General features: G+C 68.5%; 11 protein-coding genes. 6 read left to right on the plus strand and 5 right to left on the minus strand.

The features are described 5' to 3' along the window. The 5 genes from ACFWDI_RS32535 to ACFWDI_RS32555 form a co-directional block, all read right to left on the minus strand. A partial coding sequence (locus ACFWDI_RS32535; protein WP_385309552.1) for an amino acid adenylation domain-containing protein occupies nucleotides 1–7842 on the minus strand: 7842 nt, incomplete at its 3' end. Between the two features lie 134 nt (nucleotides 7843–7976). Continuing rightward, complete coding sequence (locus tag ACFWDI_RS32540) at nucleotides 7977–8159, minus strand: acyl-CoA dehydrogenase C-terminal domain-containing protein (RefSeq protein ID WP_385309554.1); 183 nt, start codon at nucleotides 8157–8159, stop codon at nucleotides 7977–7979. Nucleotides 8160–9000: 841 nt separating this feature from the next. Beyond that, on the minus strand, nucleotides 9001–10719 hold the full coding sequence (locus ACFWDI_RS32545) for an acyl-CoA dehydrogenase family protein (RefSeq protein WP_385309556.1): 1719 nt from the start codon (nucleotides 10717–10719) through the stop codon (nucleotides 9001–9003). A 108-nt stretch (nucleotides 10720–10827) separates the two neighbouring features. Beyond that, the gene (locus ACFWDI_RS32550) at nucleotides 10828–11385 is read right to left on the minus strand and encodes a PadR family transcriptional regulator (RefSeq protein WP_385309558.1); all 558 of its coding nucleotides are present in this window, start codon (nucleotides 11383–11385) and stop codon (nucleotides 10828–10830) included. A 271-nt stretch (nucleotides 11386–11656) separates the two neighbouring features. Next, nucleotides 11657–11983 (minus strand): hypothetical protein, encoded by a 327-nt coding sequence (locus ACFWDI_RS32555; protein WP_385309560.1) that lies wholly within the window; start codon nucleotides 11981–11983, stop codon nucleotides 11657–11659. Nucleotides 11984–12171: 188 nt separating this feature from the next. On the opposite strand from ACFWDI_RS32555, the gene ACFWDI_RS32560 reads away from it, so the two are divergent. The 6 genes from ACFWDI_RS32560 to ACFWDI_RS32585 all read left to right on the plus strand — a co-directional run bounded on the left by ACFWDI_RS32560 (nucleotide 12172) and on the right by ACFWDI_RS32585 (nucleotide 23788). Next, nucleotides 12172–14934, plus strand: coding sequence for an ABC transporter substrate-binding protein (locus ACFWDI_RS32560; RefSeq protein ID WP_385309562.1), 2763 nt, complete (start codon nucleotides 12172–12174; stop codon nucleotides 14932–14934). Nucleotides 14935–15093: 159 nt separating this feature from the next. After that, nucleotides 15094–15390: an STAS domain-containing protein gene (locus tag ACFWDI_RS32565; RefSeq protein WP_385309564.1), complete on the plus strand. Its 297-nt coding sequence runs from the start codon at nucleotides 15094–15096 to the stop codon at nucleotides 15388–15390. Continuing rightward, nucleotides 15387–16310: an anti-sigma factor RsbA family regulatory protein gene (locus ACFWDI_RS32570; protein ID WP_385309566.1), complete on the plus strand. Its 924-nt coding sequence runs from the start codon at nucleotides 15387–15389 to the stop codon at nucleotides 16308–16310. Before ACFWDI_RS32565 ends, ACFWDI_RS32570 begins: the two co-directional genes overlap by 4 nt. A 125-nt stretch (nucleotides 16311–16435) precedes the next feature. Continuing rightward, nucleotides 16436–16606 (plus strand): hydrophobic protein, encoded by a 171-nt coding sequence (locus ACFWDI_RS32575; protein WP_326654632.1) that lies wholly within the window; start codon nucleotides 16436–16438, stop codon nucleotides 16604–16606. 555 nt (nucleotides 16607–17161) lie between these two features. Further along, on the plus strand, nucleotides 17162–21184 hold the full coding sequence (locus tag ACFWDI_RS32580) for a HAMP domain-containing protein (protein ID WP_385309568.1): 4023 nt from the start codon (nucleotides 17162–17164) through the stop codon (nucleotides 21182–21184). Between the two features lie 63 nt (nucleotides 21185–21247). After that, nucleotides 21248–23788 carry a SpoIIE family protein phosphatase gene (locus ACFWDI_RS32585; protein WP_385309570.1) on the plus strand — a complete coding sequence of 847 codons (2541 nt, stop codon included), beginning with the start codon at nucleotides 21248–21250 and terminating at the stop codon, nucleotides 23786–23788. Nucleotides 23789–23876 lie beyond the last annotated feature (88 nt).

A 23876-nucleotide genomic window follows, 5' to 3' on the forward strand; every position in this document is an offset into this window, starting at 1 on the left:
CTCCTCCAGCAGACCAGCCCGCTCCGCCGGCGAAACCACCTCGATACGCGTCACGGACGTTTCCGGGTCAGCCGTGACCGCCGCCAGTACCTGCAGCAGCCCCTGGACCATGCGCTCGGCAGTTGCAGCATCGAACAGATCAACCGCATAGGACAGGCCGGCCGACATCCCGTTCCGGCCGTCGGTGTCCGCTGTTCCCTCGGTGAAGGAGAACTGCTCGGCGAAGGAGAACTCCAGGTCGAACTTGGCCATTTCCAGGTCTGTCGGGACTGTGTCGATGTCCAGCCCGGGCAGGTACAGGTTGGCTTCGGTGTTGTTCTGCAGGTCCACCATGACCTGGAACAGCGGGTGGCGATTCGTGGAACGGGTCGGGTTGAGTGCCTCCACCACGGCCTCGAAGGGCACGTCCTGGTTCTCGTAGGCCGCGAGATCCGCTTCCCGAACCCGTTCCAGCACCTCACGGAAAGAGGGATTGTCGGAGAGGTCGGTGCGCAGGACGAGAGTGTTGACGAAGAAACCGACCAGATCATTGAGCGTGTCGTCGGTCCGGCCCGCGACGGGAGTACCCAGGGGAATATCGTCCCCCGCGCCGAATCCCTGCAGGGTCACAGCGACGGCGGCCTGCAGGACCATGAATTCGGTGACGCCGCATTTGGCGGCAAGGCCTGTGACGGCCCGGTGCAGGTCCTCCTCGACACGGAAGGGTATGACGGCACCCCGGTGGGAGGCTTCGGCCGGCCGCGGCCGGTCCCACGGGAGAGCCAGTTCCGTGGGCGTACCCGCGAGCGCCTGACGCCAGAACTCCGTCTGCCGACTCAGCACACTCTCCGCGTCGCCGGCGGAGCCCAGGAACTCACGCTGCCACAGCGTGTAATCCACATACTGGACCGGCAGCTCATCCCACCCCGGCACTCGTCCCGCGCAGCGCTCCGCATACGCCTGAGACAGGTCACGGGCCAACGGCGCCACAGACCATCCATCGCCCGCGATGTGATGAACCACAATCACAAGGACCGACTCGGTTTCCGACACCACACCCAGCGCCACGCGCGCAGGCATGTCCACCGAGACATCGAAACCGCGCGTTGCGACACCACGCACCCACTCACCGACATCACCACGGATCTGCTCTTCCGTCAGTACATGCTCAGCGGCCTGGAGCACGACCTGGGTAGGCTCCCCGTCACGCTCGGAGAACACCGTCCGCAGCGATTCATGCCGTGCCAGAACGTCACCCCACGCGGCGCGCAGCGCTTCACCGTCCAGCACACCCGACAGCCGCAGGGCCAGGGGCATGTTGTAGGTCGCGGAACGCCCTTCCCAGCGGTTGAGGAACCACAGCCGTCGCTGCGCGAACGACACTGGGACGATCTCCGGCCGCACCTGCCGCGACACCGCAGGACGCACCACACCCGACGCCTCGTCCAGCCGCACCACCAGAGCGGACACCGTCGGTGCGGCGAACAGATCCCGGATCCCCAGCTGGACACCCAGCATCGAGCGGATGCGGCTGACCAGACGAGTCGCCAGAAGCGAATGCCCGCCCAGCGCGAAGAAGTCGGCGTCGATGCCGACCGCGGGCAGCCCCAGCACCTCCGCGAACAGCCGCGCCAGCAACTCCTCCCGTACTGTTCGCGGACCACGCGCCACCGCGCCGCCGGAGAATTCGGGCGCGGGCAGTGCCTTGCGGTCGAGCTTGCCGTTGAGCGTCATCGGCAGCGCGTCCAGCACCACCACCACCGACGGCACCATGTACTCCGGCAGGCGTGCCTTCAGTGCTCGGCGCAGGCTTTCGGGCAGGTTACTGATGAATTCCGAGCGGGAGATCTCGCCGGCCACCGCGTGTCCGTCGGCTGCGCTCTCGCCCGTGTCATCGCCGCGCACCACGTAGGCAGTCAGCCGGACGTCTCCGGGGCGGTCCTCCCGCACCACGACCACGGCCTGTTCCACGCCGGGCTGGTCCAGCAGCGCCGTCTCGACCTCGCCGGCCTCGATGCGGAAGCCTCGCAGCTTCAGCTGGCCGTCAACTCGTCCCTCGTAGACCAGTTGACCGTCCGCGTTCCAGCGTGCCAGGTCCCCCGTGCGGTACATGCGCTCGCCCTGGGCGCCAAAGGGGCAGGCCACGAAGCGCTGGGAGGTCAGTCCCGGCATGTTGTGGTATCCGCGGGCCAGGCCCGGGCCTGCGAGGTAGAGCTCGCCCACGACGCCTTCCGGCACGGGTCGCAGGTCGGCATCCAGAACGTAGGCCCGGGCGCCTGCCACGGGGGTGCCGATCGGGGGCATACCGTCGCCGCTGAGCTCACCACTCGTGGTGGCGCAGATGGTGGCCTCGGTCGGCCCGTACGCGTTCAGCATGCGGCGGCCCACATTCCAGCGGGCAGCGCGTTCGGCGGGGCACGCCTCGCCACCGACCAGGAGGGTACGGAGGCCGGGAAGAGCCTCGGGCTTGACGCCGGCGAGGACCGTGGGCGGGACAAGAGCGAGCGACACACGCTGCTCGGCCACGAATGAAACAAGGGTGTCGTCCGCCAGGACGGTGTCCTCCGGCGGTACGACGAGAGCCGCGCCGTTCGGGAGCGCCATGAGGAGTTCCATGACGGACGCGTCGAAGCTGGGAGAGGCGAACTGCAGCACCCGGGTGTCGGCGTCGATGCCGAAGCGCTCGGCCATGGTGGCGACCAGGCCGCCGATGCCCGTGTGGGTGACGACGACGCCCTTGGGCGTGCCGGTGGAGCCCGACGTGTAGATGACGTACGCCGGGTGCTCGGGAAGAAGGGGGCGGCACCGGTCGCTGTCGCTGGGGTCGTGGTCGGCTCCCCCGGTCGCGTCGTCGGCCGGAAGGTCCAGGAGAAGCAGCCGGTCGGGCATGACCGGCAGCTCGTCGGTGAAGGTCGAAAGCGTGACCACCAGCGCCGGGCCGGCGTCACCGAGCATGTACGCGATGCGCTCCGCGGGGTACGACGGGTCGACGGGGAGGAAGGCGGCTCCCGCCTTGGCCACGGCCAGCGCGGTGACGATCAGGTCCGCGGAACGTGGCAGGGCGATCGCCACCGTGTGCTCCGGACCGATGTCACGGCTGATGAGCGTGTGGGCCAGGCGGTTGGCGCGGGCGTTCAGTTCCCGGTAGCTGAGCTCCGCCGTCCCGGTGACGAGCGCCACGGCGTCGGGTGAGAGGGCCGCGCGGTCTTCGACGAGCGCGGGCAACGTGACCGCCCGCTGGGTGTCGCCGGTCCCGTCCGACTCGCCCAGCAGCTGGGGGCGTTCGTCCGCGGCGAGCAGATGCGCGTGGCCGATCGGCTGTCCGGGCTCTTCGACGAACTGTTCCAGCAACCGCGTCCACCGTGCCATCAGCGCCTCGACGGTGGCGCGGTGGAACAGGTCTGTGGCGTACTCGGCCACTCCGGCGATGCCGGCAGGGGTGCCGTCGTCCTCGTGCTGCTCGAGCAGGCTCAGGGCGAGGTCGAAGCGGGATACCCCGATGTACATGGGCCGGCCGGTGGCTTCCATGCCGGGAAGTGCGAGATGGGGGTACTCGTTGTTCTGCAGCGCCAGTGAGACCTGGAACAGAGGGTGGTGGCCGGACGATCGCTGCGGCCTGATGGCCTCGACGATGCGTTCGAACGGCATGTCCTGGTGGGCATACGCGGCCAGGCTGTCGCGGCGGACCTGGTCGAGCAGTCCCTCGAAGGTCGGGGACCCGGACGTGTCGATGCGCAGGACGAGGAGGTTGACGAAGCAGCCCACCAGGTCGTTCAGCGCCTCGTCCGTGCGGGCCGCGATCGGTGAACCGATGGGGATGTCGTTACCGGCGCCCACTCGGGTCAGCAGTGCCGCCAGGCTCGCCTGGAGCGCCATGAACAGGGTGGCGTCGTGTGAGCCGGCCAGTTGCCTGATCCGGGCGACCAGGTCGGCGTCGAGTGGGAAGTCCAGGGTGTCGCCGCGGTGCGAGGCGATCGCGGGGCGGGGCCGGTCCGTGGGTGCCGTCACCACGTCCGGCAGGCCGTCCAGCTGACGGCTCCAGTACGCCAGCTGCTGGTGGCCGAGGCTGTCCGGGTCGTCCTCGTCGCCGAGGAGTGAGCGCTGCCAGAGGGTGTAGTCGGCGTACTGCACCGGAAGAGGTGCCCACTGCGGCGGGGCGCCTTCGACCCGGCTGGAATACGCCGTCAGCAGGTCCTTCGCCAGCGGCGTGAAGGACCAGCCGTCAGCGGCGATGTGGTGCAGCAGGATGAGCACGGTGTGCTCGTCCTCGGCCGTCTCGTACAGCGTCACCCGCAGCGGGAGCGTGGTGGCCAGGTCGAAGAGGTGGAAGGCAGCCGCCTCCAGCTCACTGTTCAGGTCCTGTTCCGTGGTCTTCTGTGCGAACCACGGCACCGGCGCCTGCTCGGGAGGAAGGACGCGCTGGTAGGGCCGGTCGGCCTCGTCCACGGCGAAGAGCGTCCGCAGGGACTCGTGCCGGTCCACGATGTCCTGGAAGGACTGCCGCAGCGCCGCCTCGTCGAGGGTGCCCGACAGGCGCAGGATCAGCGGAATGTTGTAGGTGGGCGACGGGCCTTCCATCCGGTGGAGGAACCACAGGCTGCTCTGGGCGTAGGACAGCGGCACCGGGTTCGGGCGCTCGTGGCGCTTCAGCGGTACGCGCCGTGTGCCGGGGTGGTCGTTGTTCAGCCAGGTGGCGAGCCCGGCCACGGTGGGCGCGTCGAACACCGCGCGCACCGGGACCTCCAGGCCGAGTACGGACCGTATGCGGCTGGTGAGGCGCGTGGCGCTGAGTGAGTGGCCGCCGAGATCGAAGAACGAGTCGTCGATGCCGACCCGGTCCACCTTGAGCACCTCGCTGAAGAGCTCGCACAGCAGCTGTTCGCGGTGGTCGCGGGGAGCGCGGCTGGTGGCGGTCGCGGCCGCGGTGGGGGCGGGCAGCGCTCTGAGGTCGAGCTTGCCGTTCGGTGTCAGGGGCAGGTGGTCCGTGATCACGACGTGGGCGGGGACCAGGTGGCCGGGCAGGCTCCGGGCCACGTCGCTGCGCAGTTCGGCTCCGGTGGTGTGGGCGCCGATGGCGGGGATCGCGTAGGCCACCAACTGGTTCTGCCCGTCGCTGTCCTCGCGCACGACGACGGCTGCCTGACCGACCTGGGGGTGGGCGAGCAGGGCCGCCCGGACCTCGCCGGGCTCGACGCGGACTCCCCGGACCTTCACCTGGTCGTCGACGCGTCCCACATAGAGGAGTTCGCCGCTGTCGTTCCAGCGCACGAGGTCGCCGGTGCGGTACATCCGGCCGCCGGTGGGGTCGAAGGGGTTGGCGACGAACCGGGAGGCCGTCAGTCCGGCACGGCCGCGGTAGCCCCGGGCCAGTTGGGCGCCGGCGAGGTACAACTCGCCCACCACGCCGACGGGTACGGCGTTCAGCGCCTGGTCCAGCACGTACATCTGCGTGTTCCAGACGGGGCCGCCGATCGACACCGGTCCGGCCGGGTCCGTCGGGCGCAGACGTCCCGAGGCGCTGACGTCGATGGCGGCTTCGGTGGGGCCGTAGAGGTTGCGCAGGTCGACATCGAGCTGCTCCAGCAGGCCGTCGCGCAGGGCCGGCGTCAGTTCCTCGCCGCTGCACAGAACCAGGCGCAGACTGTCGCAGGAACGGGCCAGCCCCTCGCGGACGAACATGTCGAGCATGGACGGTACGAAGTGCAGGACGCTGATCTGCTCCTGGCTGATGACGGACGCCAGGTACGCGGGGTCGCGGTGGCCGCCGGGCTCTGCGAGGACCAGTACCGCGCCGGTGCACAGCGGCCAGAACAGTTCCCACACCGAGACGTCGAAGCTCGCAGGAGTCTTCTGCAGCACCCTGTCGGTGGCGTCGAGGCCGTAGGCGGACTGCATCCAGAGCAGCCGGTTGACGAGGGCGGCGTGCGAGACCACGACGCCCTTCGGCCGGCCGGTGGAGCCGGATGTGTAGATCATGTACGCGGGATGGCCCGAGACGGCCGAAGAGCCGGACCCGGTGGTGGGAGGCGGGGCGTCGGCGCCGGTGTCGGGTATCCGTGCGCCCTGCTCGTCGAGCACGAGCACCCGGGCACCGTCTCCCAGGGCAGCCTCCACGGTCGGCCGTAGCTGCTCGGTGGTGAGAACCACGGACGGCCGGGCGTCGTCGAGCATGAACCGCACGCGCTCGACCGGGTATTCGGGGTCGACGGGCACATAGGCGCCACCGGCCTTCGTCACGGCCAGGGCGGCCACCACGAGCGACAGCGACCGAGGCAGAACCAGGGCGACGAACTGCTCGGGGGCGACGCCCTGTTCGCGCAGTGACCGGGCCAGGGCGTCGGTGACGGCGTCCAACTCGCCGTAGGTCACCTCCCGTCCGTCAGCCACGACAGCGGGAGCGTCCGGTGTCCTGGAGACCTGCTCGGCGAAGAGGTCCGGCAGGGTCAGGTCATGTACCTCGTGCCGGGTGTCGTTGTACTCGGCCACGACTCGGCGGTGCTCGTCCTCGGAGAGCAGCGAGAGTTCACCCACCCGCACTGTCGGCCCGGCCTCGCGCACGCGTCGCAGCACTGTCGACAGTCGATCGGCCAACTCGTTGAGCCCTGCCTCGCTGTGGCGATCGGCGTCGCCCTCGATCTCAAGGCTGAGGCCGTGGTGTTCGGCGTCCATCCTGAGGTTCAGGGTGACGTCGTGCACCGGCCCCGTACTGATCATTCGGAACTCGGCCGCCACGTCACCCAGCCGGAGATCCGAGTTGAAGTTCATGATGTTGACCCCGACTCCGAAGAGCGGATCCTGCCGGCCGTGGATGCGGCGGCTGTCGTGGATCAGCCACTCGTAGCGGTAGCGCTGGTGCTTCATGGACGCCCGGACGGTGGCCGAGACTTCGCCCGCCAGGGCAGCAAAGTCCTGGTTGGGCTGTCCGCTGAGTCGTACCGGCAGAATGTTGGACATCATGCCGGGGATCGCCTTCAATGCGGGGTCCACCCGCGCTGCCACAGGAAGCCCGATGGGCATGTCGTACCGGCCGGTCGACTTCCACAGCAGAAGGGCGACGTGCGTCAGCAGGACCGTCGACGTGGACACGCCCAGCTGCTCGGACAGGCTCACGACGCCGACCGCGTCCTCCTTCTCGAACTCCCGTCGCAGTACGTGGGTTCGGGGCGCGAGGCGCACCGGGTGTCCGGAGAGGGTCACGGCCTCGGGGCGGTCGACGAGCTGGGCATGCCAGAACTCGGCGTCCTGCTCCCGGTCGGCCGATGTGCGGTACTGCGTCTCGCTGGCCACAATGTCGGCGACCGGACCGAACCAACGGGCCGAGATCTCCTGCCCCTGGGTCAGCTCGGTGTAGACCTGGCTGATGCGGAGCGCGACCAGCACCCCGCCGAGCCCGTCGATCACCAGGTGACTGCCGTGCTGGAAGAACAGCGCGTGGTCGGGGCCGACGTGGATCAGGGCGAAGCCCGTCAGGATGTCCTGCTCCTGATACCCCGTCACCCAGATGCGGTTGCGCATCCACTCCTCGGCCGCCGACAGCGGGTCGGGGGCGGCCGTGAAGTCGAGGATCTCCAGGTCGACTTCCGCCTCGGAAGCGACGACCTGCTCGACGTCATCGCCATCGGCACGGACGCTGCTGCGCAGCGCGTCGCTCTCGGTCACGACGGTACGGAGCGCGCGGCGCAGCAGGTCCACGTCCAGGGTGCCTCGGAGTTCGAGGGCCTCGCCGATGTTGTAGACACCCGTGGACGGGTCCACCTGCTGAGCGAGCCAGACACCCCGCTGGGCCTCGGTGAGCGGCAGGCGGTACTCGGTGCCGGTGCCGGTCGCGTCGGTGCTCTCGGCGTTCGCTTCGACTGCGTCCACGATCTGCTTACTCCTGTACATCACGAGCATGAGGTTTGTAATGGATGAGCGCCGGCAGGGGGTGCTGTCCCCAGAAAGTCAGCAGCCGGCTTCGGCGAGCTCCATCAGGCCGTCGTCCGGCGCCTCGACGGCCCTCAAGGGGGCAGCCGGCCGGGAGGAACGGTGGCGGCGAAGAGCTTCGCGGCGGTGGTCTTGCCTTCGTAGAATGCAGCGTGTGTGGCGCCGGCTCCGTCGTCGGGCGCCGTCGCGGCGACCTCGGTGTGGATCAACAGGCGCCAGCCAACGACGAGTTCGCCGACTGCGGTGAGGAACGGCACGCGGTGACTGCTTGTCCGGTGCAGGGCGGCAGGGCCGGCACCGCACTGTCGGGGTGGCCTCGCAGGGTCCCCAGCACGGCCCGTACGTGCGTCATCGCGTCCGCGAGTGTGATGCGGACCTCGGTCAGCCGCTCATTGCCCGCGGCCTCGGCTCTCGCGGCGATCCCGGCAGTGACCGCGGCGAATGCCGCGCCGTCATCCCGGACGATCTTGCGAGAGAGGATGTCCGTCGACCGGATGTCCGTGGTGCCCTCGTATGGTCGGCAGCGGTGACGGGAAAACAACCGTGCCCAGCCTGCTCAATGCGAAAAGCCACGCAGGAAATCCGGTTCGTTGCCCACGAGGACGCCGACCCGGTCCCCGGCTGGATTCCGCAGGCGGTCAGGTACGCCGCCCTACGTGAGGACTCTTCGCTTAACTCCCCCAGGGCATGCGTGACCCTCAAGTGTTCCCCCGGTATTTGTCGCCACATGAATCACAACAGTCACAGTGATCATTGCCCGCCACACGCATATATGTCAAGATCAGTAAACGTCACACTGGGTCAGCTTCAGTGGGTGTGACCGACATCTCAAGACGGGCACTGAGTCGCTCCAACCTGCCTGTCTGCTGGGCGAGTTGGCTTGGGCGCGGGAGGGCCGCCACCCCCGGGCGACCTTCTTTGCGGGGGTGGGGCCTGGACGCCGTCCGGTGCTCTCCATGGCGCTGCCTTGTACGCCCCTCTCTCTGCCGGGCGCGCGACCGCCCGCCTCGGAGCCGCTGGGAGCGCCGTGGCTTCCTGCGGTCCGAGACGGGCGGTTGCCTGGGCCCCGGCGGGCGGACAGCCCGATCTGCTCTGCTGTTACGGCGCCATCTCGTACGCCCCGGACAGCGCCTCGACGCGCTCCCAGACTCGGGCCGAGCGGGCGTCGTCGACGACCGGGCGACGGACCGCGCCCAGCGCCCAGTGCTGCTGTTCCGCGGTGGCGGAGTCCTTGCCGTGCAGTTCGACGGCGTGCGCGGAGAAGTCGCGTACGAGGACGGAGAACAGTTCGTCGAGCACGTCCTCCTCGACGCCGGTCAGGCGCGCCTGTTCCAGGATCAGCTGGCCGTGCACGACCAGCGCGAACAACTGGCCGACAGCGAGAAGAAGATCGAGGTCACGGCTCTGCTCCTCGCCGGGAGCTGCGGTGGTGACGAACTCGCACAGGGCGTCCGCCTGCTCCCGGAAGCGGCCGACGTTGGGCACATCGGCATACGCGTCGTAGGCGGTGCGCCAGTCGTGGAAGCGTATGGAGCCCAGGCCGCGGGCCGGTCCCTGCCGGAAGAGGAAGGCGTCGTCGGCTGCGTCGAGGCGGGTCGGCACGGGGGCGTACTGGGCCGGGTGCAGCAGGTGATTGCGCATGAACTTGAGGATCAGCGCAAGGTTGACGTGGACCGTGCCCTCCAGCTTCGGCAACCCCCGGATCTCGACGGCGGCCTGGGCGAAGTAGGTGTCCTTCTCGAAGCCCTTGGCCGCGATGACGTCCCACATCAGGTCGATGACCTTCTCGCCCTCCGTGGTCACCTTCATCTTCGTCATCGGGTTGAACAGCAGGTAGCGACGGTCATCGGGGCCGGCCGAGCGGAAGTAGTCGACGGCGCGGTCGCTGAACAGCTTCATGCCGACGAGGCGGACGTACGCGTCGGTCAGCTCGCGGCGCACGTGCGGGAAGGCGGTGACGGGGCGGCCGTAGAGGATGCGGTTGTGCGCGTGGGTGACGGCCTCGTACATCGCGTGCTCGCAGATGCCGATCGAGGCGGTGCAGAGGTTGAACTTTCCGACATTGACAGTGTTGAGGGCGGCGTCGAAGGCAGCGCGGCCGGTGTGCAGTACGTCGTCGGGGCCGACCGGGTAGTTGTCGAGGCGGAACTCGCTGACGTACTTCGAGGAGTCGACGACGTTCTTCACGAGGTGGTACGCCGGGTGGCGGCTGTCGGCGGCGAAGAAGACGTAGCCGTCGGGGCCCTCGACGTCGGTGCGGCGGCCGAAGACGGAGACCAGGCCGGCGGCGTTGCCGTTGCCGATGTAGTACTTGGAGCCGCTGGCCCGGAAGCCGCCGTCGCCGTCGGGCTCCAGCAGCATGTCGGTGGAGTAGATGTCCGCCCCGTGGGCCTTCTCGGACAGGCCGAAGGCGAACACCTCGCCCTGGGAGAGGAGTTCCGCCGCACGGGTGCGAGCAGCGGCGTTGTCGCTCTGCCAGACCGGGCCGAGGCCGAGGATGGTCACCTGCCACGCGTACCAGTAGTCGAGCCCGTAGAACCCGAAGATCTCGTTGAGGGCGGCGATCCGTGCGGTGTCCCAGCGGTCGTCCTTCTGCCCGCCGGCGGAGGCCGGGGTGAGGAAGGTGGAGAACAGCCCTTCCTTGGCGGAGAACGCAAGGAAGTCCGCCAGCCAGGCACGGGAGCGGTAGTCCTCGATCAGCTTGCGCTTGCCGCGGTCCTCGAACCAGTCGACGGTGGCGCGCAGCAGCCTGCGGGTCTCGGGGTCGAAGTGCGCCGGGTCGTAGGTGCGCGGGTTGAACAGCAGTGGGTCAGCCATGGATGTTCGCCTTTCCGGCTTGAGGGTCGAGGATTGTGGGCTGGAGAGCTTCAGGTAAGGAGGGCTGACGGGAGTGGTCGGGACGGACCGGTGGCTGTCGGCGGCGGTTCAGCGTTCGGGACCGAGCCGGTGAAGCGTCTCGAGTACGTCGTCGAGCCAGGCCAGCGTCATCCGCTCGTACGCGATGCCGCCGCGCAGCACGACATGCTGGAGTTCCCGCCCGGCGTCGGGCGTTCCGGGAACCTCGGGTCCCGTGAAGTCACGCCGCTCCCCCACGAGATAGTGCGCGAGTCGTTCGGTGTGTGCCTGGTGGTGCCGCTCGACCTCGCGGATCAGCGCGGCGGGGTCGTCGAAGGCCGCGCCGCGGATCTTCACGGCGAGGTCGTGCCGGACGCTCTCGGGTTCGATCGGCTCGTGCAGCCACTGGGAGAGGGCGGCCCGGCCCGGGGTGGCGACGGAATACTCCTTCTTGTCCGGCCGGGCCTGCTGCGGCACCTCGCGGACGTCGATCCAGCCGTCGCTCTCCATACGCTTGAGGACGCGGTAGATCTGCTGATGGGTCGCGGTCCAGAAGTAGCCGATGGACCGGTCGAACCGCCGGGCCAGCTCATAGCCGGAGCCCGGCTTCTCCAGCAGAGAGACGAGAATCGCGTGCTCGAGCGCCATGCCCCCGATCCTTCTATGCAACTAGTTGCATAGACAAGCGGCACCGCCCAGGTGAGACACGGCTCACCCGGGCGGCCGGGCGGAGCCACAGCGCACATGGGCTGCTTCGAACGGGAGCCGTTCCGGGCCATGGCCCGACCGCTGGACAGAGGTGCGGAGCTCTTCCACGGGCGCGTGTCCTGGCCCGGACGGGATGCTGCTCGCCGTCCCCGACTCGGTCGACAACCGGGAGAGCTTCGGCAAGCGCGGCTCGCAGCGCAGCCCGATGGGTTTACCCGCAGGCGTGGGTGGTCGCGGTGGCGGTCATCGCGGCGACGAAGACCGTGGCCGCAAGCGCCGGCACCAGCAGCCGGGCGCATACGTAGGTGGAGACCTCAAGCCCGGTCATCGCCTCGCGCGCGGCGTCCGCGGCCGCTGCGGTCCGCGGGGCGGCCGAGAGTGAGGGGATCATCGATCCGGCGCTCTCCGTCACGACTCCGCCGAGTTGCTCGGCGTCCTGGCCCGAGAGCCCGGTACTGGTGAGGCGGTCGCGCAGGCTGGAGGTGAGCGTGCTGAAGAACGGTGTAGTGAGTACAGCGATACCGAGCGCGGACCCCACACCTCACCCGCGAGGGCTCGCCGCTGACGAGCTCCCCCTCCAGCGCAAAGGTGAGGGCTTCGAGAAGCCATCGGGCGAGTACGCCCCCGGCGAGATTGTGCCTGCCATGTGATCCAACCCCACGCTTGCGTACGGCACTCAGGGGGAATAACCCTTGCTTCTCAGGGGGAACAAGGGGGGGCCTGATCATGACCGCGGGGGATCCACAGAGCCGTATTCCGGCCTATCCGGGCGTCGAGCGCTTCATCGACGCGTTCGACAAACTGGTGGTACAGCCGCGGCGCAGCCGCAGCAGAGTGCCGGTCGTCCTGCTCAGTGAGCCGGGCGGCGGCAATGCGGGACGCCGGATCGTCACGGGGCTCCGCTCACGGATGCGCGGCCGCAGCGAGGTCCTCGCCCCACACGCGTACATCCCGCAGATCCCGGACGGGACCGACCCGCCGCCGCTCGAACTCTTCGAGCATCTGACCCTTCAGCTCGCCGAGACCATGCCGCCCGGCACCGGTGAACTACGGCTGCACAGCTACCGGTTACTGCGCTCCGTCGTCACCGCGCCCGCCATCGAGGGACTCATGGAGCGCCGCCACGCCGAGCTGCGCAATCACTGCTACGCGGAGCACCGCAACTGGTCGCGTACCGCCCAGACCCTGTGGTGGCTCGGCGGCCGCGACCAGGCCAGCGGCGGCACGCTCCTCGAGCTGCTCTGGAACTTCATCGCAGGCCCGCTCTTCCAGCGGCTGCCACGCGCCTTCTACGGCTGGCGCGCCAACCGCCGCATGCTGGGGCGGGCCCGCAGCCGCAGCTGGTACGCGGAGTGGGTGCGCCGTCAGCACGGCAGCCCGCCCACCGACTTCTTCCGCTCCGCGCTCGACCTCGTACACGGCGAGCCCGCCAATGAGCCGGAGCGTATGGACCGAGTGCTCATGCACGCCCTGCTCGCCGACCTCGACCAGGCGTGCCGGGCCCGTCTCTTCAACCCCTGGCGGCGACGCCGCACCACCCGCTTCGTACTGCTCTTCGACGAGGCAGGGCCGGCCGACTCACGCGTCCAGCGCTTCCTGCGTGAACTCCGCTCCGCCATGGAGGACTTGCGCTGTACCTCGGTGTTCGCCGTGGCGGGCGGCGTACGTTCGCTGGCCTCGCGCATCCCCGACATCGACGCATCGGGCCTCGCCCACGCCGGCGCCGAGCTGGTCAACATCGAGCGGCGCGGGATGTCGCCGGGTCAGCCGACCGGCATCGTCGTGCCGGTGGCCGAGGGACCCGAGGACGACCAGGCCGCGGTGTACTGGCTCGGCCGCTGGCCCACGCTGGTGACCCCCTCGCCGCGCTGGGGTCCCGGCGCCGAGGTGGCCGGAGTGCTCGGCATCGGAACGCTCGCACTCGCGCTCGCCGCCGGCCTCGTCCTCGTACCGGACCTCGGGAGCAGCGAAGAGGACGACCCCTGCCAGGGCTCCACCTTCCTCGGCACGGACGGGCAGTGCGTCGGCGTCGCCGAAGGCGCGGCCGGCTTCGGCAAGGAGCCCAGTGAGCAGGCCGTACGGGCCGTACTCCAGCAGATCGAACAGCAGAACGAGGAGGTCGACAAGGAGCTCGCGGGCCGGCCCGGCGACGACCCGCGCCCCGGTCGTCGCACCGTCGTCTACTTCGGCCCGCTCACCGGCGGCAAGGACGCCGAGGACCCGGTGCGCGGCGGCACATTGGCGGAGCTGCGCGGCATCGCGCTGGCGCAGCAGCACATCAACGCCCAGGCGCTGCGTTCCGGCGAGCGCGTCCCGCTGCGGGTGCTCGCCGCCAACGCGGGTGACCGTTTCAAGGACGCACCCGCCGTCGCCGACCGGATCGCGGAGCTCGCCGCGAGCGATCCGTCCATCGCGGGCGTCGTCGGCTTCGGGCAGAGCCGCCGTAATACGTACGACGCGATACGCACACTCGACAAGGCAGGCATTCCGATGGTCGGTACCTCGGGCACCGCCGATGAACTCCTTCGCCAGGGCGAGCACTACTACCAGACGGCCCCCACCGATGCGCGGGCCGCCGAGCTGATGGCAGCGTTCGCTTCGGGCGCGGGGATGACCACGGGCGGGCAGAAGGCGCGCCGGGTGAGTCTCGTTGCCGACGCCACCGACGCCTACAGCAACAGCCTTGCCGCGTCCTTCCGTGCTTCGTACGGGCCCGGGCGCACCGACGTACTCCTCTACACCCCCACCGACGCACCGGAACCGGGACCTGTGCCGGGTGCGCTCGGCGGGCGGCCCGTGCCGACCGTGGAGGACCTGGCCCGCGAGGTCTGCCGTGCCGTGCGTGAGGAGCCGCGGACGGCGGTGGTGTGGTCGGCGCGGGCCAGCCAGTTCCAGCTGTTCCTGGCCGAGATCGCCCGTATCTCCGGCGGCTGCCCGAAGATCAGCGTGCTCGGCGGCGACGACGTCACCAACACGCTGACGGAAGAGCGGCGCCCCTGGGACGACTTCAAGGGCCTCACCCTCTTCTATGTCTCGCACGGCTACGCCCCCACGCTGGCGGCACGGAGCCCGGAGGCCGCGGCCTTCCTCGCCGCGTACGACCGCGCCTACGGCGGCGATCACAGCGCCAGGACGAAGGCCATGCGCGAGGACGGCCATGTCGCCCTCGCCTGGGACGCGTTGCGCTATCTCGCTGAGGGCATCGACCAGGCCTGGCGCACTACCGGCGGACATGACGACCGCCTCGACCGCGGGCTGCTGCAAGGCGTGCTCTACCAGGGCCTGGGCGGCGGGGGCTTCGACGGCGCCACCGGCCGTATCGACGCGCACGGCGCGGCGGGCGGGGGCCGGCTGACGGAGGACAAGCTGCTTGCGGTGCTGCGGGGCAGCAACGACGAGCCGACGACCGAGCTGCTGTGCGGCACGGTGGCGCGCGGCGATGAACGCACGACGTGGGGGCCGAAGGGCGAGGCGCATCCGTGTCCGTAACCGCGTCGGCTCATCGAACCTGGCCGATGCGATCCGGGGGACGCTGTGGGCGTAGGGTCGGCGAGGGTGGGACGTTGCCGACTCTGTGGAGGTGGGAGTGTGGATGCCTCGCACGGTGCGGATCCGCCTGCAGCATCATTGCCGCGCAGATTGGCCGCATTGGAGATCTGTCCGCTGACGGATCGGTCGGGAGTGCACGCGGCCGGCGAGATCACTCTGACCACCCGCACGGCGTGGGAGCGGACACTGGAGGATTTGGTCGGCGGGGGTGGTGACGTTCACCTGGATCTGTCCGCGGTGACGTTCGTCGACGTGGCGGGTGCGTCCGCCGTGGCGGTTGCGGCCCAGCAGCTGGGCAGCGGCAGGCGCATGGTCCTCACGGGGCCGCCGCCCGGACTGCGGCGTGCTTTGGAGATGTTCTGGCCCGGCTTGGTGGCGATCGAGGTGACGGCGTGACGCACTCGGCTGAGTCGTTCGTCCACCCGGCGTTGTTCTACCGGGGAAGCCAGGAGTACCTGGCCGGGACGGTGCCGTTCATCCAGGAGGGTCTCGCCCTGGGTGAGCCGGTGGCGGTGGCCGCCCCCGGGAGCAACCTCGAACTGCTGCGCGCGGAGCTGGGGGGAAGCGCGGAGACAGTGCGGTTCATCGACATGACCGAGGCCGGGCGCAACCCGGGGCGGATCATTCCCAAGGTACTGCGGGCCTTTGCCGATGCCTCTCCCGACCGGCGGGTGCGGATCATCGGTGAGCCGATCTGGGCCGGCCGTACTCCGGCCGAGTACCCGGCCTGTGTCCAGCACGAGGCGCTGATCAACACCGCGTTCCGCGGACGGGAGGTCACCATCGTGTGCCCTTACGACGCCGAACGGCTCGATGCCGCGGTGCTCGCCGACGCGTACGCCACACACCCCGTCGTCGTCGACGGAGGACGTGAGGAGCGCAGCGACACGTACGACCCCGACCGGGTCGTGGCTGCCTACAACCAGCCGCTGGCACGCCCGCTGCGGGCCGCCGCGTTCGCCTTTGAAGCCGAACGCCTTCCCGATGCCAGGGACTTCGCGGTCGAACAGGCCAAGCACCTGGGTCTGACGGGCCAGCGTCTGGGGGACTTCGCCCTGGCTGTCGCCGAACTGACCACCAACAGCGTGGTGCACGGCGGTGGATCAGGCACCGTATGGGTCTGGGACGAGGGCGGACAGGCCCTGTGCGAGGTGAGGGACTCGGGGCACCTGAGCGACCCACTGGCGGGCCGACGTCCGCCCCTGCGCGACCAACTCGGCGGCCGGGGCCTGCTGATGGTCAACTACCTCACCGACCTGGTCCGCGTCCACACCAGCTCGGAGGGCACCGCGGTCCGCTTCCACCTCGGGTACTGACCGGGACACCGAACTCTTGGCGCGCGGGGCGGATGGAATGCGTGCCGAACGAAAAAGCGAGATTCCTAAAACGCGCGCATGGAGTGCCAAACCCCGGGCACATGAGGTCCTGGAGGTTGATAACTATGGTTCCCCTGCTTCTCGTTCTCTTGCTCGCCCTCATTCTCTTCGGTGCCGGATTTGCATTGAAGGCACTGTGGATCGTGGCGGTGATCGTGCTCGCTGTGTGGCTGCTCGGCTTCGTCATGCGCTCCGCCGGAACCGGAGGAAGCCGCGGCCGCTGGTACCGCTGGTAGCGGCACGACCCCAGATTCGCAGGGCGGCCCCGGACATCCTTGTCCGGGGCCGCCCTGCGCGGCATTTCATTCCGGCGAATGGGGTTGCGGCGTGCACGAAGGAGCGAATCCAGAACAGGAAGCGCGTATGACAGCAACCCTCCCGGAGTCCTCTCCATTTCCGGTATGCAGCTATGCAGCAGCCACAGGATCGAGTTGGTCAACGGAAGGCCGCCTCGAAAAGGTTGGCGAGGACTACCACCACCCCTGATGGCACGTATGTCGGCCGAAGGCTGCGCTGCCCCAATGGATCCGGCGACCGCAAGGTCACCTCTCCCCTCCAGCCGCGCCTGACGCCTCGCTCCCTTGCGGCGGGTCACCCACCCCATGCCGACGGAATCCGCGTTCCGCCGATCTTTGTCGGCGTTGCAGCTCGTGGGCTAGTCTTTGGCGAATTTGCCGTCTTCAAGGGCGGCGGATCGTAGCGTTGGCTCGGGCATTTGCGATCTGTCCGAGACAGGCACTTCGTACCTCCGTGTACTGCTCTCGTAGCGGCCGAACTCGAGTGAGGTTGACATGGCTGACACGACCGGATCACCGTCTGCGGTGGGCAGCACGGCTGCACACGGCGGCGCCAAGGTCGGTGAGCTGGAGTTGCGGCAACTGCTTGCCGGGCTGACCGCCGTACGCGACGGTGATTTCGGCACCAGGCTGCCCAATGAGGCCGACGGCCTGCTCGGTGAGATCGCCACGGTCTTCAACGGCATGGTCGACCAACTCTCCTTGTTCACATCCGAGGTGACCCGCGTGGCCCGCGAGGTGGGCACCGAAGGAACACTGGGCGGACAGGCCGAGGTACCCGGCGTGTCCGGCACCTGGGCGGATCTCACCGACTCCGTGAACGCCATGGCCGGCAACCTCACCGCTCAGGTGCGTTCCATCGCGCAGGTGGCCACTGCGGTCGCCAAGGGCGATCTGTCCCAGAAGATCACCGTCACCGCGCGCGGCGAGATCCTGGAACTGAAGAACACGATCAACACCATGGTCGACCAACTCTCCGCATTCGCCGACGAGGTGACCCGCGTCGCACGCGAGGTCGGCACGGAGGGCAGGCTCGGCGGCCAAGCGGACGTCAAGGGAGTCTCGGGCACCTGGAAGGACCTGACGGAGTCCGTCAACGTGATGGCCGACAACCTCACGGCCCAGGTGCGGTCCATCGCTCAGGTCACGACCGCGGTGGCGCAGGGAGATCTGTCACAGAAGATCCGCGTGGACGCGCGCGGCGAGATCTTTGAGCTCAAGGACACCATCAACACGATGGTCGACCAACTCTCCGCATTCGCCGACGAGGTGACCCGCGTCGCACGCGAGGTCGGCACGGAGGGAAATCTGGGGGGCCAGGCGACCGTGCGCGGTGTGTCGGGCACCTGGAAGGATCTCACCGACAATGTCAACGTCATGGCCTCCAACCTCACGGGCCAGGTGCGGTCCATCGCTCAGGTGGCCACCGCCGTGGCACGCGGCGACCTGTCGCAGAAGATCACCGTTGAGGCCAAGGGCGAGGTGGCGGCGCTCGCCGAGGTGATCAACACCATGGTCGACACGTTGTCGGCGTTCGCGGACGAGGTCACTCGCGTGGCGCGTGAGGTCGGTACCGAGGGCATCCTCGGCGGCCAAGCGCACGTCCCCAATGTGGCCGGGACCTGGAAGGACCTGACAGAAAACGTCAACTCGATGGCGAACAACCTGACCGGCCAGGTACGCAACATCGCCCTGGTGACCACCGCTGTCGCCAACGGCGACCTGTCGAAGAAGATCGACGTCGATGCGCGCGGCGAAATCCTGGAACTCAAGACCACCATCAACACGATGGTCGACCAGCTGTCGTCCTTCGCAGCCGAGGTGACGCGTGTCGCCCGGGAGGTCGGCAGCGAGGGGCGACTCGGGGGCCAGGCGGAGGTCGAGGGAGTTTCGGGTATGTGGAAGCGCCTCACTGAGAACGTCAACGAGTTGGCAGGCAATCTGACGCGGCAGGTACGGGCCATCGCAGAGGTGACCAGCGCTGTTGCCGAGGGCGATCTGACCCGCTCCATCACCGTGGACGCTTCCGGCGAGGTCGCCGAACTCAAGGACAACATCAACTCCATGGTGGGGTCGCTGCGGGAGACAACCCGGGCCAATCACGAGCAGGACTGGCTGAAGTCAAATCTGGCGCGCATCTCCGCGCTGATGCAGGGCCATCGTGACCTGGCTGTCGTAGCAGAGAACATCATGGATGAACTGACCCCTCTGGTGGAGGCTCAGTACGGTGCTTTCTATCTCGCCGTGGACGGCGACCAGGGCGTGGAACTGACGCTTGTCAGCTCCTACGGCCGCCCGGCGCGATCCGCCCCGGACACACGGTTCAAGCTGGGCGAATCCCTGGTCGGCCAAGCTGCGCGCAGCCGCCGCGTCATCGCCACGGACAAGGTTCCCGGCGACTACGTCACCCTGTCGTCCGGCCTTGGCCGCACGACGCCGGGTAGCTTGATCGTGCTGCCGATTCTCGTCGAGGACCAAGTCCTCGGTGTCATCGAGCTCGCGTCCTTCACTGCCTTCGCGCCCGTCCACCGCGACTTCCTCGAGCGGCTCATGGGAACCGTGGGCGTCAACGTCAGCACCATCGTGGCCAACGCCCGTACGGATGAACTGCTCGGCGAGTCGCAACGCCTGACGAGCGAGCTCCGGGCGCGCTCGGAGGAACTGCAGGTGCAGCAGGAGGAGCTGCAGAGGTCCAACGCCGAGCTGGAGGAGAAGGCCGCGCTGCTGGCCGCGCAGAACAGTGACATCGAGGCCAAGAACCTGGAGATCGAGCAGGCCCGCGGCGAGTTGGAGGCCCGGGCTCAGCAGCTGTCCCTCGCTTCGAAGTACAAGTCGGAGTTCTTGGCCAATATGAGCCACGAGCTGAGGACGCCGTTGAACAGTCTCCTCATCCTCGCGCAGCTTCTGTCGCAGAACCCCGCGCGCAACCTCACGCCCAAGCAGGTCGAGTACGCGGGCATCATCCATTCAGCCGGCTCCGATCTGCTGCAATTGATCAACGACATCCTGGACTTGTCGAAGGTCGAGGCCGGCAAGATGGACATCAATCCGGAGAGAGTCCCACTGCGTCGGCTCCTGGAATACGTCGAAGCCACATTCCAGCCGCTCACCGTTCAAAAGAGTCTCGGCTTCACGATCACCACAGCACCCGGAGTGCCGGCTGACCTGCTGACCGACGACGCGCGGCTGCGTCAGGTACTGCGCAATCTGCTGTCCAACGCGGTCAAGTTCACCGAACGCGGCAGCGTTGAACTTCGTATTGAGGCGGCGGCGGACAGCGAACTGCCGCAGACCATGCACCGGGTCGGGCCCACCGTGGCATTCCGTGTCAAGGATTCCGGAATCGGCATCGCCGAGCAGCAGCTGGAATCCATCTTCGGCGCCTTCCAGCAGGCAGACGGCACCACGAGCCGAAATTACGGCGGCACAGGGCTGGGTCTGTCCATCAGCAGGGAGATTGCCCACCTGCTCGGAGGCGCGGTCACCGCTGAGAGCACGCTGGGCCAGGGAAGCACTTTCACCCTTTATCTGCCCGCGTGCCGCGCGGACTTCGAACACCGCGCCGCACCGGCGCCGAGCGCCGAAGTCGGCAGTAGTGAAACGGCCCCCGACGATACCCTTCGTCCCACCGCTCCCCCGGCCCTTCAAACGTTCCCGCGCCAACGACGCCTTCTGGTGATCGAGGAGCGGCCGCGTGGCCTCATGACGCTGGTCGCCGAAAGCACCGTCACCGAGTTCACCGACAGCCGCGACCTGACCGACCCGCGCGCCTCAGTGGAAGTCATCAGCGCCCTCGGAGCCCAGGAGGCGGCCGCCGCGCTCGCCGCAGAATCCTGTCACTGCGTCGTACTGGACCTGGACATGCCCGACGGCGAGGCCCTGCGGTTCCTTGACGCCATGGACGGCGACGCGGGACTCCGCGGCGTTCCCGTCCTGGCCCACAACAACCGTCGTCTGGGCCAGGCACACGAACGGAAACTGCAGACGCGAGCCGAGACCCAACCGCTGGAGCTGCTCTCCAGCCTGGACGAGCTGCGGGAACGCATCGCCCTGCACCTCTCCGCCGAGCAGCCGGGCGACGTCCTGCCACTCATGCGACCCGAGGAGGCCGCGCTCGCTTCGCCCCAGGACACTGACGAAGCCCTGGCCGGGCGCACCGTCCTCGTCGTCGATGACGACGCCCGTAACCTGTACGCCCTCAGCGGCATCCTGGAACTCCACGGCATCAATGTTCTGCATGCCGAGAACGGCCGTAAGGGCATCGACACTCTCTCCGAGAACCCCGGTGTCGATCTGATCCTGATGGACGTGATGATGCCGGAGATGGACGGCTATACCGCCACCGCTGAGATTCGGCGGATGCCGGCCCACAGCACGCTGCCGGTCATCGCCGTGACAGCCAAGGCCATGCCTGGGGACCGCGAGAAGTGCCTGGCCGCAGGAGCCAGCGACTATGTCACCAAACCGTTGGACGCCGATGACCTCATCGCGTGCGTCCGCCGCTGGGTGAACACGTAGCCGGCTCCCCGTCCCTGCCGACCACTTTCGCGCGTCAACCATCCCGTCAGGAGCAGCACTACGGTGAAAACCCCCCAGCCGCCCGAAGAGCCCGTCCGGGATGACGGGCCGCTGGGGGCTACCTCCGATCACCGGTACCCCCGCGTCAATACCCTGCCCCCGTCCTACGGTTCGGAAGACAGCACCAACGACGAGGCAGGCTCCGGGCTCTCCGACATCCTGGAGCGCGCCCGGGCTGAGGTCAGCGCTGACCCAGTCGGCGCTTCGGCGGTCGGCCGACTGGCCGCGACAGTCGAACGCCTTCGCCGCGAAGTCCAGGCAGCCCATGCCGCCGCTGACGGCCGCGCCCTGATCGAGCTCGCCAAAGGCGTCCTGATCGAGCGGCTCCACTGCGGCCCCACCGAGGCAGCCGGGCACCTGGCCGGTCTCGCCGAACAATCGGGCATGTCACAGCTTGAGCTGGCTGCCGACATCATCAATCAGTCCGCACATGACAGTTTCACCGAGGCGGCCCGCGACTTCATCTCTCGGACCAACAGTGCCGGTGAGACGTCCGACGGGACAGCCGGATCTGTCGCGGTCCGGCTGCGCGCGGCCGAGAGCGGCGCACTGGCCGCAGACGACACGCAGGCCGTGGCCGAGTCCGTCATGCAGCACGCGCTCGCCCCGCTGGGTGCCACTGCGGTCGCCATCTGGGCAGCAGGACATGACGCGTCTCTCACCCTCGCCGGCAACGCCGGGTTCCCTGCGGAAGAAGCCGGGCGCTGGCACTACGTGCCGCCCGGTGTGGAGACCGTGGCGCGCCGAGCGCTGACCGAGCGCCGGACCGTGTGGTTCCAGGCACTCGCCGAAGCGGGCCTTCCCTCAATCAGCGATTGTCAGGCGACCGGGGGCGGTCGAGTAGCCGTACCGGCCGGCGCCGGCGGCCGGATCATCGGAGTCCTGGAAATCTGCTGGCCCCACCGCCTTGCGCCGCAACCGCCCCAGATCCAGCGTCAAGTGGAAGCCCTCGCTGAACTCTGCGCCCACACACTGGAAACGCACACAGCGCCAGTCATCGGTTCACCGGGCGCACCCAACGCGCTGAAACGAGACCTCGCCGAACTGGTCGACCTCGTCGACGGCCTCTACGACCCCGCTTTGGTGCTGCTGCCTCACCTCGAGGCCGACGGGCACCTGACCGACTTCCGCATCCATCACACGAACCGTCACTTCGTCGACCCTGCAGGTCGACCGCGCACCGCCGTCAGCGGAGCGATGCTTCTGGAGGCCTACCCCATGGCCGCCGGCGACAGTGACCTGTTCGAGAGGGTAGAGCGGGTGCATGCCACCGGTGAACCCTTCCACGCCCAGCGGATGACGCTCACCGCGCTGGTCGATCAGGTGCCGCTCGAAGCTGTTGCCGACATCAGTATCAGCAGGCACGGCGGTGCCGTATTGCTCATCTGGCGGATAGAAGACGAAGCGGGCCGGCTGGCCAGCCTGTTGCAGCACGCCCAGCGCCTGGGCCGCATCGGCGGTTTCGAGGAGAACACCACAACCGGCAAGATCACCTGGAACCAGCAGCTGCACAGCCTCCACGGCCTGCCGCCCACCGCCGCACCCATACCCTTGGAGCAACTGCCCGCGCACGCCCACCCCGACGACGCAGTCGCCATCGGCCGCTTTCTCCGTACGCTGTTTCGGCATCGGCGGGCCGCTTCCACTGCCTTTCGTCTGCAACGTCCCGACGGCATTACTCGGCACGTCCGGGTCGTCGCCGAGCCGGTTCTCGACGCGGACGATCGGCTGCTGGCTGTGCGAGGTGCCTTCCAGGACATCTCCTCCCAGCACTGGACCGAAGTGGCGCTGGCAGCGACACGCGACCAACTCGCCCACACGGAACAGGAGTCGGCCGAGCGCAACCGCCTGGCTCTGCAACTCCAGCAGGCAATCATGCCGCCCGCCGGGGGGCCGATCATCGCTCCTGGGCTCAGCGTAGGAGTGCGCTACCGGCCAGCGGAGACCGAGCACCTGGTCGGCGGCGACTGGTACGACGCATTCGTCCTGCCGTCCGGCCAGGTCCTCGTATGCGTCGGTGACATCGCAGGCCATGGAATCGAGGCTGCGACCAGCATGATCGTCCTCCGTAACGCCCTACGTGGCCTCGCGGTTACCGGCGCAGGCCCCGCGCAGCTCCTGACCTGGCTCAACATAGTGACTCACCATCTGACCGAACCGGTCACCGCCACTGCGGTCTGCGGTCTCTACGATCCCAGCCGCCGCGTCCTGCGCTGGGCCCGTGCCGGTCACCTGCCGCCCGTCCTGGTGAGCGAGCAGCAGGCCACGACACTGCCGCTCATCCGCGGCATGCTCCTCGGCGCCGTCGCACAAGCGGAATACGAGGAAGGCGAAGTACGACTCGAGGCGGGCGACACGTTGCTGATGTACACCGACGGACTGGTCGAGCGAAGAGACTCCTCCATCCACGACTCACTACAACATCTGATCGCCACCGCGAGCGTTGCCACCCAGTCGCTGGAACAACGACTGGACCGGCTCCTCACTCACAGCAGGGCAGACACCGATGACGACACATGCGTCGTCGGCCTTCAGGTGGAGTGATGGTGCGCTCCGACGTTTTTGGGCATCCCGGCACCTGACCGGAATGCTCATGCGCGGTCGGGGAAGGCGCATTCTCGCCGGACCTTCA

The sequence above is a fragment of the Streptomyces sp. NPDC060064 genome, assembly GCF_042736455.1.
GTDB lineage: Bacteria > Actinomycetota > Actinomycetes > Streptomycetales > Streptomycetaceae > Streptomyces.